Here is a 15,716-nt window from a genome sequence, read left to right as displayed (position 1 = left end):
CTACATTCTTTCCGCGGCCACTTTTTCAAGATTTTTCTTATCAATTACTGTTATCAGCTGCAGCCCCATGCTTTCAATTTTAACACTGGCACGGTTACCCGAAATATTCAATAAAATACCATGGTAGTTCATCAATACTCCCTGCTTTATCTTTACGGTGGCATTTACTTCCAGCAGGCCTTCCACCACTTCCACCGAATCAAACTCTTTTAAAAATTTACGGATGGTGGCGATCTCGCTTTCGCGGATCCTGGCCGGCTTGCCCAGCCAGGTCACATAATTCAGCACACCATTGATCTTGAGCAGCTCCCATTTTTTGTCTTCCGGCACGTGTACAAACACATACGACTTGAATAAGGGTTCCAGTACGGTCTTCTTCCGGTCGCTCCACTGCTTTACCACTTTATTGAGCGGGCAGTAAAATTCAATGCCTTTTTCTTCCAGCTGCGCCGCTACCTTTTTTTCCCACCTAGGTTTGGTATACACCGCATGCCACCAGGTATTATTCTCCTTCATGGTACAATTTCTTTGGGGTACCTAATTACCAGCCGGGTAATTAAATAATACATAAATATACAAAGATTAAAGCATGTGAGCTTTCAGGTGGAAAACATCATCTTTTTATAACCTGTGGCAGGGCCAGAAATACCCGTTCATCTTGGTAAAAAAAATTACATTTGCAGCCTTAATTATATGATATGAACAAAGGACCTGTTTCTGATTTTATTGAGCACCATTACCGCCACTTTAACGCGGCTGCTTTAATGGATGCTGCCAAAGGATATGTGACCCACCTGGATGAAGGGGGCAAAATGATGATCACCCTTGCCGGTGCTATGAGTACGGCCGAACTGGGCCTGAGCCTGGCCGAAATGATCCGCCAGGACAAGGTTTCCATCATCAGCTGCACGGGCGCCAACCTGGAAGAGGATATTATGAACCTGGTGGCGCACAGCCATTATAAAAGGGTGCCCAATTACCGCGACCTGAGCCCGCAGGAAGAGTGGGACCTGCTTGAAAATCATTACAATCGTGTTACCGATACCTGCATACCGGAAGAAGAAGCTTTCAGGCGTTTGCAACAGCATATTCATAAAATATGGGCGGAAGCAGATGCAAAAGGCGAAAGATATTTTCCGCATGAGTACATGTACAAAATGCTGCTGAGTGGTGTATTGGAACAGTACTACGAAATTGACCCGAAGAACAGCTGGATGCTGGCTGCAGCACAAAAAAATATTCCTATCGTGGTGCCGGGCTGGGAAGACAGTACCATGGGCAACATTTTTGCATCTTACGTAATTAAGAACGAGATAAAAGCCACCACCATGAAGAGTGGTATTGAATACATGGTATGGCTGGCAGATTGGTACCGCAACAATTCATCGGGTAAGGGCGTGGGCTTTTTCCAGATCGGTGGTGGTATTGCAGGCGATTTCCCTATCTGCGTGGTACCAATGATGTACCAGGACCTGGAATGGCATGATGTGCCTTTCTGGAGTTATTTCTGCCAGATCAGTGATTCCACTACTTCTTATGGTTCGTACAGCGGTGCGGTGCCTAATGAAAAGATCACCTGGGGTAAACTGGATATCCACACCCCTAAATTCATTGTAGAGAGTGATGCTACGATCGTGGCGCCGTTGATCTTTGCATGGATACTGGGTTGGTAATTTTTTATTTCTTTTTAAAATAGTATAAAATAAATGAACCGGCTTTTATGGGCCGGTTTTTTTGTGGGGTTATTAGTTATAATGGTTTGGTGAATTTGCAGCTTCTTTTATATTCGAAGTATGTTCTTTTTTGCTTGCCCAAAAAAGAACCAAAAAAATCCCGCCTGGGGCGGGACCGCAAAGGATTACATCCACTTCGACGGTTGGTACCCTGATTGGGCTTTAATACTACTGTAGCTTCAGCATTTGTTCCCTGATCTTTGGCGAAGAATTGTACATAGATATGGTCCTCTTTAAAATTGGTACAAAAAATAAGGACACTTGCATCCCTGGTTCGAGTTGCCACCAGTGGTTGTCGTGGTGCCTCTTTTGAACCTTTCGAAAAAATTTGCTGCGCATTTTTTCGAAAGGTGCAAAAGTAGCACCTAAGACAACCACGCCGCCCCACCGGCGGAGGAGGTGAAGGCAACAGGCTAAAAAGAATTAGCTAAAGAAAATTTAGGCTGATATTTTTTTTATTAAAGCCTTACTATCTTTTGTTACTACTGTAGTCTCAGCATTTGTTCCCTGTTATGGAACTCGAAAAATCTTTGTGCTCCTTCGTGCCTTCATGTCTTTGTGGTTTTTGGGTTTTATCCGTGTTAATTCGTGTAATCCGTGGCCAAAAACTATCTGCCGCAAGGCAGGTAAACGCTTTACCATCAGTGTATTTTTTTATAGCTGAAATTTTTTCTACCTTACTTTTAGTTATTCTTTATAAACCTTGTTAGTATGAAGCAATTGTTTTTAGTGGCGGCCTGCAGTATCTGCAGTGGCCTGCTGATGGCGCAAACCAGTTTGCCGGTACCGGTAAATATCCAGAAAGCTTTTGATAAAGGCACCCGATCGGTCGATGGTAAGCCGGGAAAAAATTACTGGCAGAACCATGCGGTATACAATATTGAGGTGAATTTTAATCCCGGTACCAGGATGATCCGGGGTACAGAAACGATCCGCTATACCAATAACAGCAAGGATACTTTAAAGCAGATCGTATTTAAACTCTATCCCAATATTTATAAAAAAGGTGCACCAAGGCTGATGGATATTGAACCTGCTGATGCAAGTGATGGCGTTGCCATAGAAAAAATGGTAGCCAATGACGTAACATTACCCGAAAGAAATTACCGTATTGATGCCACCAATATGAATGTGAACATAAAACCACTGGCACCGGGTCAAACCATCAACTTTACTATCGGTTTTTCTTATACGCTGAACAAGCGATCCCATATCCGCACCGGCGAAATTGAAGAAGGCGCTTATTTCATCGCTTATTTTTTTCCAAGGATAGCGGTGTACGATGATATTGATGGCTGGAACCGCAACCCTTACCTGGGCACACAGGAATTTTACAACGACTTCTGCGATTTCACCACTTCTATTACTGTACCTGCGGCTTATACCGTTTGGGCCACCGGCAACCTTACCAACAGCGCCGCCATTTTTAATGATAAGTACCTGCAACGCATACACGATGCTGAAACGGCTGACGGCTATGTGAACATTATTGACAGTGCAGATATTGCCGAAGGAAAGATCACGAAGTCAACTTCTTCCAACACCTGGATATTTGAAGCAAAGAATGTAACCGATGCGGTATTTGCTTTAAGCGATCATTATTTATGGCAGAGCAGCAGCCTGGTGGTAGATAAAAGCACCGGCCGCAGAACCAGGGTGGACGCGGCTTTCAACCCAAGGCATAAAGATTATTTTAACGTGGTGAAAGATGCCCGCAAAACGGTAGAAGCGATGAGCTATAATTTTCCAAAATGGCCCTATCCTTACCCACACGAAACTGTTTTTGACGGGCTGGACCAGATGGAATACCCCATGATGGTGAACGATAACCCGCTGGATGACCGTGCTGAAAGTATTGAGTTGACAGACCACGAGATCTTTCATACCATGTTCCCTTTTTATATGGGTATTAATGAAACCAAGTACGGCTGGATGGATGAAGGCTGGGCCACCATTGGGGAATGGCTGGTGTCGCCGATGATTGATAGTACTATTGTGGATGAATATGGTGTGGTGCCGGTGGAAAGATCGGCCGGTACGGAAGTGGACCTACCTGTTACCACGCTCACTACACAGCTGTTCGGTACTTCCATGTTCATCAACAGCTATCCCAAACCTGCAATGGGTTATTTATTTGTAAAAGATATGCTGGGCGACGAGCTGTTCTTTAAAGCGCTGCACAATTATATCCGCAACTGGAATGGCAAGCATCCTATTCCGTATGATTTTTTCTATAGCATGAATGCGGGTTGTGGTAAAAACCTTAACTGGTTCTGGAAGCGCTGGTTCTTTGACGATGGAGTGCCCGACCTGGCCATTACAAAAGTGGCCGGCCGCTTGATCACCATACAGTCCAAAGGAACCAAGCCAGTGCCCATCGATCTTACCATCACTTTTGCCGATGGTACCACCCGTAAGGTACACCGCAGTATTGAAGTATGGGAAAAGGGTAATACCAGTGTAACCGTTCCCGTTACTTTTGCCGGCCCTATCAGTAAAGTGGAATTGGGCAGTACTTATGTGCCGGATGTGAATAAGGAGGATAATGTGTTTATAGTTAAATAGCGGGAGGGGAATGTTGAATGTCGAATGGCGAATGTGGAGGGTACAGGGATGAGTCGCCTTTAGAACGGCTTAATTGTATGGATGAGTGCAGATAACTACGGCGCATCCTTCCATTTGTTACAGTATAAGTACAGTATAGTAAATTCAGGGCAGGTCATTAAAATAAATATATCTAAAACAGTGGGCCGATAACTTTAACTGCAATAATATGCAAAGATTGTTTCTTATACTGTTGTTTATAATTGCCTGTAACAGGACGACTGCTCAGCATATTTGCAAACTGGAATAATGTATATGCAATAAAAAAGCGACCTTTCATCTCTTTGTTTGAAATGCGGAAATGAGGCCACCAGGAAAAACGGCAGTAAAAGGGTCAGCGATAATATATCCCGGTTACTTGTGAAAGTGATACCTGGTAAATCATCATCATTGCGCTGTATGTTATTGTGTTTATACTGTTAAGAGTAAATGGCACACTATGCTTCATCGGTTTTAATGCTTATCTTCAATAGCAACAAAACACACAGCAGGTACAGTTATATTTTAAAGTATGAAACTAAGAACCGTTGATGTTGTTATTCTTTTATTACTGGCAATGCTTTGTATTGCAAGAGCTACCTGGGGATTATTTAAAGATGTTTATGTTAACCTGCCGGATGCAAGAGCGGTTACAGGAAAAGTAATTTATGCATCGATCGACCAGGTGGAAGAGGCCACTTTCAGGTCGCGACAATATGCTACTGTTTTTGTTATAAGGCTGGACAATTCCAATCAGCATTTTGCTATCAAAAGGGGAAGTGATGTTTGTAAATACCTGGAAGATAATATCCGGGTTGGCGATACCATCAGCTTGCTATACCGGCTCAGCACAGCAGATGATAATTCTTTTGTGTTCCAGGTGGAAAAAGGAAGTAAAGTTTTAGCCGGTTACAGCGATTACCGGAAAAAAGAAATTAAAATGATCGTTCTTGCATATACTATCGGGTCGCTTATACTTGCTGTATTGTTTACCTGGTATATAAGAAAGAAAAGACAAAACGTAAATCACCCATAAATCGATATTTATATGACGGTACAGGCACAGATAAAAGAATATATTGCCAGCCAACCGGAGGCCAAGCAGGCTGATTTACAGGCACTGCACAAGCTTACATTGAAAGCAATGCCCAAATGCAAATTATGGTTTGATAATGGTAAGAACAGTGAGAATAAAACTGTTGCCAATCCTACTATCGGATATGGATTACAAACTATACAATATGCGGATGGAAAGACCCGGGATTTTTTCCAGGTGGGTATCAGCGGCAATGCTACCGGTATTTCTGTGTACATACTCGGTATTAAAGATAAGGCCTACCTGGCCAAAGCCTATGGAAAAAAACTGGGCAAGGCAAAAGTGACCGGTTACTGTATCCGTTTTAAAGCAGTAAAAGATATTGACATGGGGGTACTGGAAGCAGCTATAAAATATGGGGCAGCGGCTACAGCGAAAAAATAATACAATACACTAACACTATTCATGAAACTGCCTGTTAAACATATCACAATCCTGCCGGCGTTAATTTTCTTTTGTTATAACTTTTGTGTTGCGCAAAAAGACAGCACAAAGACCAGGCACTCTATTTTAAAAGTTGCGAGACAGGTATCCAGGGGCAAAACTGTTGACCGGGGACCTGTTGGCTTTTCTGCGACATTGACCAAACAGTTTGACAGATTCATTTTCTTATGGAACAATGCCACCGACAATGAGCTGGTTGCGCTGACCAATTATAAAAGTGCTGTGGTAAGGGCTTATGCTTTTGAAATATTGGTTTTAAAAGGGTATAGCGGGGTAAAGACAATTTTGAACCAGCATATTGCTGATAATGCGGTGATCCATATCCGTAGTGGTTGTATAAACTCAACAGCGCCTGTTAATTTTTACTTTTTGCAGCTGCTGACACCGGGCATGAATGATAAGAACCTATCGGTCAAATTAACTACTGTTGAAGTAGAAGCAATAAAGAGAAAAATGATGGAGGCAAAAGCAATGAAATGAAAACGGGATAATATATGCCCGAAACGGAGTGACGATAAAATTTTGACCTTGAAGCATACACAATATGAAAACTATACTGTTATTGTTATTGACCCTAAACTGTTTTACCAGTAAAGGCCAGGTCGGGTTTAATAAAAAATATTTCGAGAATACGGCGTGGGCTTCCAAAAATTCAGATAGCTTATTTTTTAAAGCAGATACCATTACAATCATCAAAACTACCGGTAGGTTGAATTCACCGGGTATGAAGGAGTATTTTAAGAATAGCAATTTTGTAACTTTTAATCCCGGCAAAGCTGGCAGGATGAAATTCTTTATGCATTATGAGCATGAACGGGTAACAATAACGTTGATCGGAACATATAAATGGAATTTTGATAAAGCCAGCCAGGTGTTGAATTTATTTTATAATGATGTAAGTATCGGATGTTTTGTTGCTATCTCAGAAACAGCCACTGTAATTCCATCTGTGTCAATTGGCGTACCTGATCTTAAAACAACAGCGGTCCTTCTTAAAAGAGTAAACGAAACGGGTAGTAAGTGAAACTGAAGTAAATTATTATCAGGTATGAAAAACAAATACAATTTACCCTTCTGGCAAAAATGTTCCAATATAGCTGCTGTAGTTTGCTTTTTGCTGTTGTTTATATTATGCTTTTTTAAAACCGCCATCAAAGGGTTTTTTATACCTTTTTTTATTGCGGGTATATTGGCAGTATCTTTTTTTATAGTCTCGGAGCTGATGAAGTTTTTTATAAAGAGAAAAATAAACGGTAACACTCCAGGTAATAAAGATGTACGGTAAGCCCCGCATGTTCTGATTTATAACGACCCTTTCTCTTTTTAGTGCGTCAAAATATTGCAGCAGGATGCAACCGCCCTGCTAAAATTATCTACTCTTTAATATAGTACTTATCACTTCCTGTATACAAGCAGGAAATATCGGGTATGTCAAATTTTAAAGCGTAATAATTAAGTAAGCAGATAAATATTTTGATGATGGAAAAAAATAAAAAGATGCATGTTCAGGGTATAGACATCATTCTGTATGAAGATAATCGAAAGGATTTTATTTCCCTTACAGATATTGCCCGGTATAAAGACGCAGGAAATACCGACGATATTATTAAAAACTGGCTGCGGAACAGGAATACTATTGAACTACTGGGTTTTTGGGAAACTATTTACAATCCTGATTTTAAACCCGTCGAATTCGACGGGTTTAGAAAACACGCGGGCTTGAACAGCTTTGTAATGACACCCAAACGCTGGATAGAAAGTACCCATGCTATTGGTATTATTTCAAAATCGGGCAGGTATGGAGGCACTTTTGCTCATAAGGATATTGCGCTGGAGTTTGCTTCGTGGATATCCGTTGAGTTTAAATTGTATATCATCAAAGAATTCCAGCGCCTGAAAGAGGAGGAAAATAACCGGCTACGATTGGAATGGAACCTGCAACGTGCCATTTCGAAAATAAATTACCACATACATACTGATGCCATTAAGGAAAATCTTATACCCAAAGAAATTACCCGGCAACAGGCGAGCTTTATTTATGCCAATGAAGCGGATCTATTGAATGTGGCCCTTTTTGGAATTACTGCCAAAGAATGGAGGATTAACAACCCCGGTAAAAATGGTAATATCAGGGATGAGGCAACGCTGGAACAATTAGTAGTGTTGAGCAATATGGAAAGCATCAATTCTTTGCTTATCCAGCAAAATTTACCACAAAATGAGAGATTGATACAATTGAACAAAGTTGCTATAGCACAAATGACATCTTTGATCCAAAATAAAACAGTTAAGCAATTAAAGTAAACAATAAACACTAAGGCCCGGCAGAATAAATTTTAGATTTCGGATTGGCGATTGTAGATTTTTAACGCCAACACGTGATCTTATTGAAAAAGCCGGCAACTTATATTACTCCTTTCTCCTCCTTTGCTGCCTGTAATTGCTTGGCATCTTTTAAAGGACGTATCAGGTTTACTAAAATAATGATGCGTACAATGATGCCGCCAAAAATAGCCTGTGCAACATTAAGGCCATCGCCATACATTACATTGGTTACAATTACAAGCAGCCAATGCGCCAAAAATAAACAAAGGCCAATGATGATGGCGGTATAAGGTTTTTTCTTTGTCCAAATACCCAGTATCACAAAACCAATTACAAAGGGCAGCAGGTACAGCATGGGCTCAATATCAAAATCACCTTCGGCCCTGGCAATGGCAATGATCTGCCATATCACCAGCAGCCCAGCGGTCCAGAACAGTGCATTCCTTGCTTTTTTTACACCCAGTTCATACCCTTCCAGTTCTATCTGGCGTATGTCATCGTGGTATTCAGCTACCAGGTCGGGTTTAATTTCTTCCTGCGGATTGTCTTGATTTGTTTCCATATTGTTGGTTTTAAAAGCTAATATAATAAACCATTGCGGATAAAAAAACCGCCCGGTTAAGGGCGGTTAGTATTTTTATCTTGTTCCCATGTTCAGGGGTGTATCCCGTTTCAGCATGGCATCACGGTTGGCCATTAACCAGCCGGTGTGGAATATCATGCGTACCCGTTTTTCGTACAGGTCCCAGGTTATTTTATCTACGGTATCAGTTGGCTTGTGATAATCAGCCTTCAGCATACCATCGTAAAAGAATAAAATAGGCACTCCTTTGCGTGCAAAATTGTAGTGGTCGCTGCGGAAATAAATACGGTTAGGATCATTGGGATCATCGAATTTATAATCAAGCGTAAGATGTGTGAAGTTATTATTAGCTGCTTCGTTTATAATGGGCAGGTCGCTGCTCAATTTATCATGACCGATCACGTAAACATAATTCATGGTGTCGGCAGTTTTACGTTCGGTATCAATGCGGCCCACCATATCGGTATTCAGGTCCACACTGGTTTTTTCCAATGGTACCAATGGATGATCACTGTAATATTCACTGCCCCATAATCCTTTTTCTTCGCCACTCACCGTCATAAAGATGATGCTTCTTCTCGGGCGGTGACCTTCGGCTGCTGCTTTTGTAAAAGCTTCGGCCATTTGTATCACGGCACAAGTACCGCTGCCATCATCATCGGCGCCATAATATATTTTACCATCGTGTTTGCCTAAGTGATCGTAGTGACCGGTAAGGAAAACGTATTCGTCTTTTTTATCTGTGCCTTCCAACATGCCCAGTACATTGCTGGCATTGGTGGTGGTGCGGTATTTATCAAAGCTGAAAGCGGTTTTAATCCCAGTTTCAAAAGAATGTATCTGTAACAACTCGCTTGCTTTGGCAGATTTTAGGTAAGAATCAAAATTAAAACTCTGCCCTACTATGCTTCTCGCAAATTCGTGCGATATCATGGCATAGTTAATAGCCTTGGCACCCGGTGTGGTTGCCCTGGGAAAATATACGCCGGTCTTTTTGCCATTTTCTACAGCACGGGGACTAAAGCTTTCCTGGTTGGGGCTGATGACCAAAGCACCAATGGCGCCTTTGGCAGCAGCAGCAGCCAGTTTTTTAGTAATGCCGGGAAAGGTCCACTCACTGCCACGGGTAGCCGAACCGCTGATGATGTATTTGCCATCCTGCTTAGGCTCTCCCAAAAAGAAGATCACCACTTTGCCTTTTACATTCACATCTTTATAATCCGTGTACTTTTCATCATCAATGCCATAGCCCACAAATACAATTTTCTTTCCTTTGAATTTGCCTGTTTCGTTGGTATTGAGCGGGGCTAAAAAATCTTTACCATACACAGCGTCTTTGCCATCCAGTTTTAAAGTAGCGGCAACAAGACTGTCCTGGTACAGCGGATAAAACTGCTGGTAACCACCATTCAGGCCGGGTACAGGCTTTAAACCCATTGCTTTAAACTGCGATTCAATATAGGCTGCAGCTTTACGCTGGCCTTCGGTGCCGGTCTCACGGCCTTCAAATTCATCGCTGGCAATTATGCTCAGGTGTTTCTGAAGATTGGACCCTGTAATAACCGATGCGTATTTCGCCGCAACATCCGTCTGCGCCATCGCCTGTATGCTCAACAGCACGGCGCAGGAAAAAAACAATTTTCTCATGATTTAAGTTTAAGTTTTAAAAATACGATAACTGTGTGCGTGGAAAAATAAAAAATGATAAATGGTTAAGGAGTTAAAAGTTATAAGTTGAAAGTTATAAGTCGGGGGGTAGGGATGAGGGGAAAGGTCTCAATTTTACAGGCGAGGAAAGGAGTTTACGTAAGGAGGAACCGCTATGTTCAATAGCAGGAAAATGGCAGGCAATGTAATAAGATATTAGCAGGCGATCTTATCTACCCTGTTGGCATGGCGGCCGCCTTCAAAAGCGGTGTTCATGAATGTGTCGAGCATTTTTTCGGCGTCACCATCACGTACAAATCGGGCTGGTATGCAAATCACATTGGCATCATTGTGCTTGCGGGCCAGTTCGGCCAACTCTTCACCCCAGCAAATGGCTGCCCGTATGCCCTGGTGCTTATTGGCTGTAATGGCCACACCATTGGCGCTGCCGCATAGCAATACGCCAAATGCCGCCTCGCCCTTTTCCACCGCACTGGCAACAGGATGTGCAAAATCAGGATAGTCAACAGAATCTTTGCTGAAAGTGCCGTAATCTTTAAAGGCTATTCCTTCTCCTTCCAGGAAAGAGATCAGCTCTTCCTTGCAGTCGAAACCTGCATGATCGCATCCGATGGCTATGGGGAGTTTTAAATTGAAAGGAGACATGGTATAATGAATAATTTAATAATGACTAATGAATAATGCTCTTGCAAAATTAGCATATATAGCACTTGCAGCAGCGGAAGGAATGAATAATTTAACAACTATAATGAATAGCAAAGAATCTATTAGCCTGCTCTTATTATTCATTATTAATTAAAGCATTATTCATTAACAGCTAGCTCCATTCTTTTTCTTCTTTTGCTTTTTGTTTGTCTACCCTTGATACCAGCAAGATGCTGATCCAGTACAGCAGTAATAAGGGCAGGGCCACAATGATCTGGCTGGTCATGTCGGGAGAAGGGGTGATGATGGCAGCAACCAGTAAAATGATCACAAACGCATACTTGGAATATTTTTTTAAGAAGCTGGCAGTGATCAACCCTATTTTAGCCAGTACATAAGCCAGTATCGGCAATTCGAAAGCGATGCCGCAACCGAGTATCAGGTTGGTAAGACTATCAATATAATCATTCACACTGGGCTGGTACTGTATGGCGCCGGATTTACCCAATGTAAAAGTGGCCAGGAAGTTAAAAGTGAAGGGCGCCAGTAAATAATAACCAAATGCAGCACCGGCAAAAAAACACAGCGATACCCAGAAGATACTGCCCCTGGCATATTTTTTTTCTTTGGCAGAAAGGGCCGGTTTTATAAAACGCCACAGTTCGTAAAAAATATAAGGGAAACCAACTATCACGCCACCCACCATGGCAATATTGATGGCCGATGTGAAGGTGCCGTTGACTTCGGTAACCAAAAATTTGATCTTTACCGGCGGCATACATAAACTATCGCCCACACCCAGCCAGTGGCCAAACCTGCACAAAGCGCCGTAGGTAACAAAATTCTCGCTGCTGGGGGCCAGTATCACGTTATCATATATCCAGTCGATAAAAACAAAAATGGTGATAGCAGCAGCCAGCCACACGATCACCGACCGCATGATATGCCAGCGCAATGCCTCCAGGTGATCCATAAAGGTCATCTCGCCCTGTTCGGTCTCTGCATCTGTTCCTTTACGGAGCCGCTTAAAAAATAATTTTCTTTCAGAAGTTGCTGTGGCCACTATTTAAATTTTTCACCCCTTTGGTTTAAACCTTTCCGGCGGGGATTGCAAAGGTAAAGCACTGAGCGCTATTTTAGGTTGATAGTTCATTAAAACTGCGTGACTTTAAGTGGCTGAAACCTGTTTTACATTACCCGTACGCTTTAGCACGCCCCAGCCCTGCAATTCGCCTTTAATAGCCTTATTGAACGATTTAATGAGTATATAGTACATCAGCTGCCGGTATACCAGCCGCTGCGGTATCATCCACAATAGTTTTTTATAGGACTCTTTTTCAAAGGCAAAGGCCAGTGCGGCACCCGCAATATCCACCAGCGAAAAAATGAGGTAATAAAAAATGATATGATTCAAACTGGCCGGCACTATGCCAAAACCCGCTGCCACCAGGCTCAGTACCAGTATCAGGTCGGCCAGGGGCGCTAAAAATGGCAGTATCATCTGGAACACAAGGATATTAGGTAATGCCACCATACCCAGGTTCTTGTATTTGGGATTGAATACCGCATCGCGGTGTTTCCAGAAGCATTGCATTACGCCAAAGCTCCAGCGGAAACGTTGTTTCATGAACTGCTTCATACTTTCGGGCGCCTCGGTATAGGACAGGGCTTCGTTGCAGTTCCTTACCTCGTAATTGTTCCGGTGCAGGCGCATGGTAAGGTCGCAATCTTCGGCCAGTGTATCGCTGGTAAAACCACCTGATCTGATAACGGCATCCCTTCTAAAAGCGCCGATGGCGCCGGGCACCACGGTAATACAATTCAGAAGATCGAAAGCCCTGCGGTCGAAGTTTTGCGAAGTGGTGTATTCAATGCTCTGCCAGCGGGTGATCAAATTGATCTCGTTGCCCACTTTTACATTGCCCGCAACGGCGCCCACTTTTTCGCTGGTGAATTGCTGCATCAGCTGCATTACCGCATCGGGCTTTAATTGTGTATCGGCATCAATACATACTACAAATTCCGTGTCTGCCAGGTTGATGCCATAATTCAATGCAGATGCTTTACCGCCATTCGGTTTCGTATGGGCCTGCACGTTAGGTACGTCATCAAAAGCCTCGCTTACAATTTTAAAGGTGTTATCCTTACTGCCATCATCCACAAAAATGATCTGTAAAGAGGGATAGGTTTGTTGTAACAGGTTGTTGATAGTGCGCTCGATATTCACCTGCTCGTTATAAGCCGGTACAATGATGGATACTTTGGGGAAAGAAGTGGGCACAACAGGTGGTGTAAGACTTGCCCTTCTTTTTTCCCTGTTCATCTGTATGGTAGCCAGCAGCGCCATAATGGTCATTCTGCCCACAGAGAGAAAGATGCCGATGATGAAGAGGGCGAAGAGGATATGCCCCATCCAGTAATAGGCATTTGCTGTAAACCAGTTCAGGCTGTTCTTCCAGTCGTGTTTAATAGCGGGCATCACATCATTCTTTGTTTTGCCCATCAGGTCGGCAATGGTGGTAAACTTACAGCCGCGTTTTTTAAAGTATTCAATAATTCTTGGCAGGGCGTCTACTGTGGGCTGTCTTGTTTTGCCACCGGCATCGTGCAGTAAAATAATATTAGCATCATTTTCTTCGGCAAATCTTATAGTGCGGTTTACAATACTATCGGCATTCATTTTATCATCCCAGTCGTTAGGGTCGATACTCTCGCCCACAGCAATGTAATTATCTTTTTTACTGCGTGCCAGCGGTTCTATTTCTTCATAGCTCTGTGGTTCGCTATCCGCATTGTATGGTGCACGGAATAAAATAGTGCTGTGCCCCGTGATACATTCTATCAAAGTACGGGTGGTCTTCATTTCCAGTTCCGCTCTTTCGGGGTTCATCTTTGCCACATTGCCGTGTGTGAATGTATGATTGCCTATTTCGTATCCGTCGTTGTAAATACGCTGCAGCAATGGTATATTACTTTCTGCATTGATGCCCACCACAAAAAAAGTAGCGGGTACTTTTTCCCGTTCAAGAATGTTTAAAATTTTAGGGGTGAATTCTGCACTGGGGCCATCATCAAAAGTAAGAATGATCTTATGACCCGGTCCCATCGGTGTTTTATCTTCTGCAAATTTTTCGTATACATAACCGGAAGGCAACTGCAGGTAAGTTTGTTCTGCTATCAGCATTTCGCTGCTGTCAATTTCAATTTTAATACTGCCGGGCTGTGGTGAGTATAGTACGTTGATCAATTCTCCCTCACCTGTTGAAGTGGGTTTTGCATTCAGGTCGATCGGTATTTCGAACATAGAACTGAAATCGAAGGGGTTGCTTTGTAAAGAAGCAAGGCTCAGGTCGCGGTTATAAAAATTCCAGATGCGGGGATCTTCTCCACCAATATGCCACAGTGCTGTGCCTGCTGTTTGATAATCGTCGCTGAAGCGCAGGATATTGAACGTGGTGGCCGCATCGGTGAACCATATATCGTGTTTTGTTTCTGATGAACTGTCGGTTTCCTGTTCGGTATAAGTATAATGAAGGTTATAACTATCGTTGCTGAAACTGATAGTGGCATTGGCGATCTTTGCCTGGTCAATGGCATTGCGGTAAGTAATATCATCTACCTGTATCTCTCTTTTACCCTGTTCATTTTCTACATCGATCCAGTCCCGTGCATAACCTGCCACACCTAAAATGATCTTGGATGCATCGATCTTATCATCTATTTTATCCAGCTGTTTCTCTATCCATTTTTGCGAACTGATGGGGCCTGGTCCTGTATTATCATTATACTCGTCATAAGCCATCAGTATCACATAATCATTATAAGCAGCCAGGCTTTTATAATCATAATCATCATTGTCCGGCGACACATCAATAGTAACCAGCATGCCTTTAGGATGCAATGCATTGTATAATTCCTGTTGAAAGGCAGTAAGCGCTTCATTACCCGGCTCGTTCAGTTCTTCAAAGTCTACATTTAAACCCTGCAGGCTGTAGTGTGTAAGGGTGTCTACAATCTGTTGAATAATATGTCTTCTTTTTTCCTCATTATTTAAGATCACATGCGCCAATTTAGGATCAAAATAGCCGGAATCCCTGCCATCGCTGGCTTTGTGCGTGTAGAAATTATCAAAAATGGGTTGAATACTTAGATTGTTTTGTTTCATTACTGCCAGGCCAGCGCTGTCAATCCTTGTTTGCAGTGTATAAGTAAGTGTATCAATAAAAAACCATTCAGGATAAATAGTATTGAGTTTATTCGCATTCTTTTTAAGATCCGGTAATGCAGTATTGCTCCACGGCGTATAAAATGCAGATCGTATCAGTGATGCTGCAACTGTACTGTGGTTATTTTTTTTATCCTGTTTTCTTTTATACAGAAGGTCTTTAAATCCTTTGTACTTTTTATTTTGCTCTGTACTGAGTGTAAAACCAGCATTGGGATCAAGCTTGTTCTGGAAATATTTACTTTTCTCTAGCTGGTTAGGCAATGAAGGATTACGGCCATTGATAATGGCAAGTGTTACCACAACAATAAGGAAAAGCGCAACGAACAACAATATTCTGAAGGTCCATTTAAAGCTTCGCCAGCGTGAAGGGCTATTGGTTTGAAATATTTGGGATTGTCCGGGTGACATAGC

14 protein-coding genes are annotated in these 15,716 nt (G+C 42.5%); 8 read left to right on the top strand and 6 right to left on the bottom strand.

The genetic code is table 11. The features are described 5' to 3' along the window. Positions 1–516 carry a UpxY family transcription antiterminator gene (locus QM738_RS04130; RefSeq protein ID WP_462275405.1) on the bottom strand — a complete coding sequence of 172 codons (516 nt, stop codon included), beginning with the start codon at positions 514–516 and terminating at the stop codon, positions 1–3. 182 nt (positions 517–698) lie between these two features. On the opposite strand from QM738_RS04130, the gene QM738_RS04125 reads away from it, so the two are divergent. The 7 genes from QM738_RS04125 to QM738_RS04095 all read left to right on the top strand — a co-directional run bounded on the left by QM738_RS04125 (position 699) and on the right by QM738_RS04095 (position 8,160). Further along, on the top strand, positions 699–1,673 hold the full coding sequence (locus QM738_RS04125) for a deoxyhypusine synthase family protein (protein ID WP_462275404.1): 975 nt from the start codon (positions 699–701) through the stop codon (positions 1,671–1,673). A gap of 771 nt (positions 1,674–2,444) precedes the next feature. Next, the gene (locus QM738_RS04120; RefSeq protein WP_462275403.1) at positions 2,445–4,298 is read left to right on the top strand and encodes a M1 family metallopeptidase; all 1,854 of its coding nucleotides are present in this window, start codon (positions 2,445–2,447) and stop codon (positions 4,296–4,298) included. A 550-nt stretch (positions 4,299–4,848) separates the two neighbouring features. Further along, positions 4,849–5,352, top strand: a complete 504-nt coding sequence (locus QM738_RS04115) for a hypothetical protein (protein ID WP_462275402.1) — start codon at positions 4,849–4,851, stop codon at positions 5,350–5,352. 12 nt (positions 5,353–5,364) lie between these two features. Further along, positions 5,365–5,796: a DUF1801 domain-containing protein gene (locus QM738_RS04110; RefSeq protein ID WP_462275401.1), complete on the top strand. Its 432-nt coding sequence runs from the start codon at positions 5,365–5,367 to the stop codon at positions 5,794–5,796. Positions 5,797–5,817: 21 nt separating this feature from the next. Next, positions 5,818–6,336 (top strand): hypothetical protein, encoded by a 519-nt coding sequence (locus tag QM738_RS04105; RefSeq protein ID WP_462275400.1) that lies wholly within the window; start codon positions 5,818–5,820, stop codon positions 6,334–6,336. Between the two features lie 64 nt (positions 6,337–6,400). Further along, on the top strand, positions 6,401–6,880 hold the full coding sequence (locus QM738_RS04100) for a hypothetical protein (protein ID WP_462275399.1): 480 nt from the start codon (positions 6,401–6,403) through the stop codon (positions 6,878–6,880). 473 nt (positions 6,881–7,353) lie between these two features. Further along, positions 7,354–8,160: a KilA-N domain-containing protein gene (locus QM738_RS04095; protein ID WP_462275398.1), complete on the top strand. Its 807-nt coding sequence runs from the start codon at positions 7,354–7,356 to the stop codon at positions 8,158–8,160. 100 nt (positions 8,161–8,260) lie between these two features. Here the strand turns inward: QM738_RS04095 and QM738_RS04090 are convergent, their stop codons facing one another. The 3 genes from QM738_RS04090 to rpiB form a co-directional block, all read right to left on the bottom strand. After that, complete coding sequence (locus QM738_RS04090; protein ID WP_462275397.1) at positions 8,261–8,743, bottom strand: hypothetical protein; 483 nt, start codon at positions 8,741–8,743, stop codon at positions 8,261–8,263. Positions 8,744–8,818: 75 nt separating this feature from the next. Further along, positions 8,819–10,411 carry a M28 family peptidase gene (locus tag QM738_RS04085; protein ID WP_462275396.1) on the bottom strand — a complete coding sequence of 531 codons (1,593 nt, stop codon included), beginning with the start codon at positions 10,409–10,411 and terminating at the stop codon, positions 8,819–8,821. 216 nt (positions 10,412–10,627) lie between these two features. Next, positions 10,628–11,077 carry a ribose 5-phosphate isomerase B gene (gene rpiB, locus QM738_RS04080; RefSeq protein ID WP_462275395.1) on the bottom strand — a complete coding sequence of 150 codons (450 nt, stop codon included), beginning with the start codon at positions 11,075–11,077 and terminating at the stop codon, positions 10,628–10,630. A gap of 28 nt (positions 11,078–11,105) precedes the next feature. Between rpiB and QM738_RS04075 the strand changes: the two genes are divergently transcribed. Next, complete coding sequence (locus tag QM738_RS04075) at positions 11,106–11,231, top strand: hypothetical protein (protein WP_462275394.1); 126 nt, start codon at positions 11,106–11,108, stop codon at positions 11,229–11,231. A gap of 18 nt (positions 11,232–11,249) precedes the next feature. On the opposite strand, the gene tatC is transcribed toward QM738_RS04075, so the two are convergent. Continuing rightward, positions 11,250–12,140, bottom strand: a complete 891-nt coding sequence (tatC, locus tag QM738_RS04070) for a twin-arginine translocase subunit TatC (protein ID WP_462275393.1) — start codon at positions 12,138–12,140, stop codon at positions 11,250–11,252. Positions 12,141–12,245: 105 nt separating this feature from the next. After that, complete coding sequence (locus QM738_RS04065) at positions 12,246–15,713, bottom strand: glycosyltransferase (protein ID WP_462275392.1); 3,468 nt, start codon at positions 15,711–15,713, stop codon at positions 12,246–12,248. Positions 15,714–15,716: the final 3 nt, after the last annotated feature.

It is taken from the genome of Ferruginibacter sp., assembly GCF_049840995.1.
Classification (GTDB): Bacteria; Bacteroidota; Bacteroidia; order Chitinophagales; family Chitinophagaceae; genus Ferruginibacter.
The sequence above is the reverse complement of the archived record's forward strand: the minus strand, read 5'-3'. Positions and strand labels throughout refer to the sequence as shown.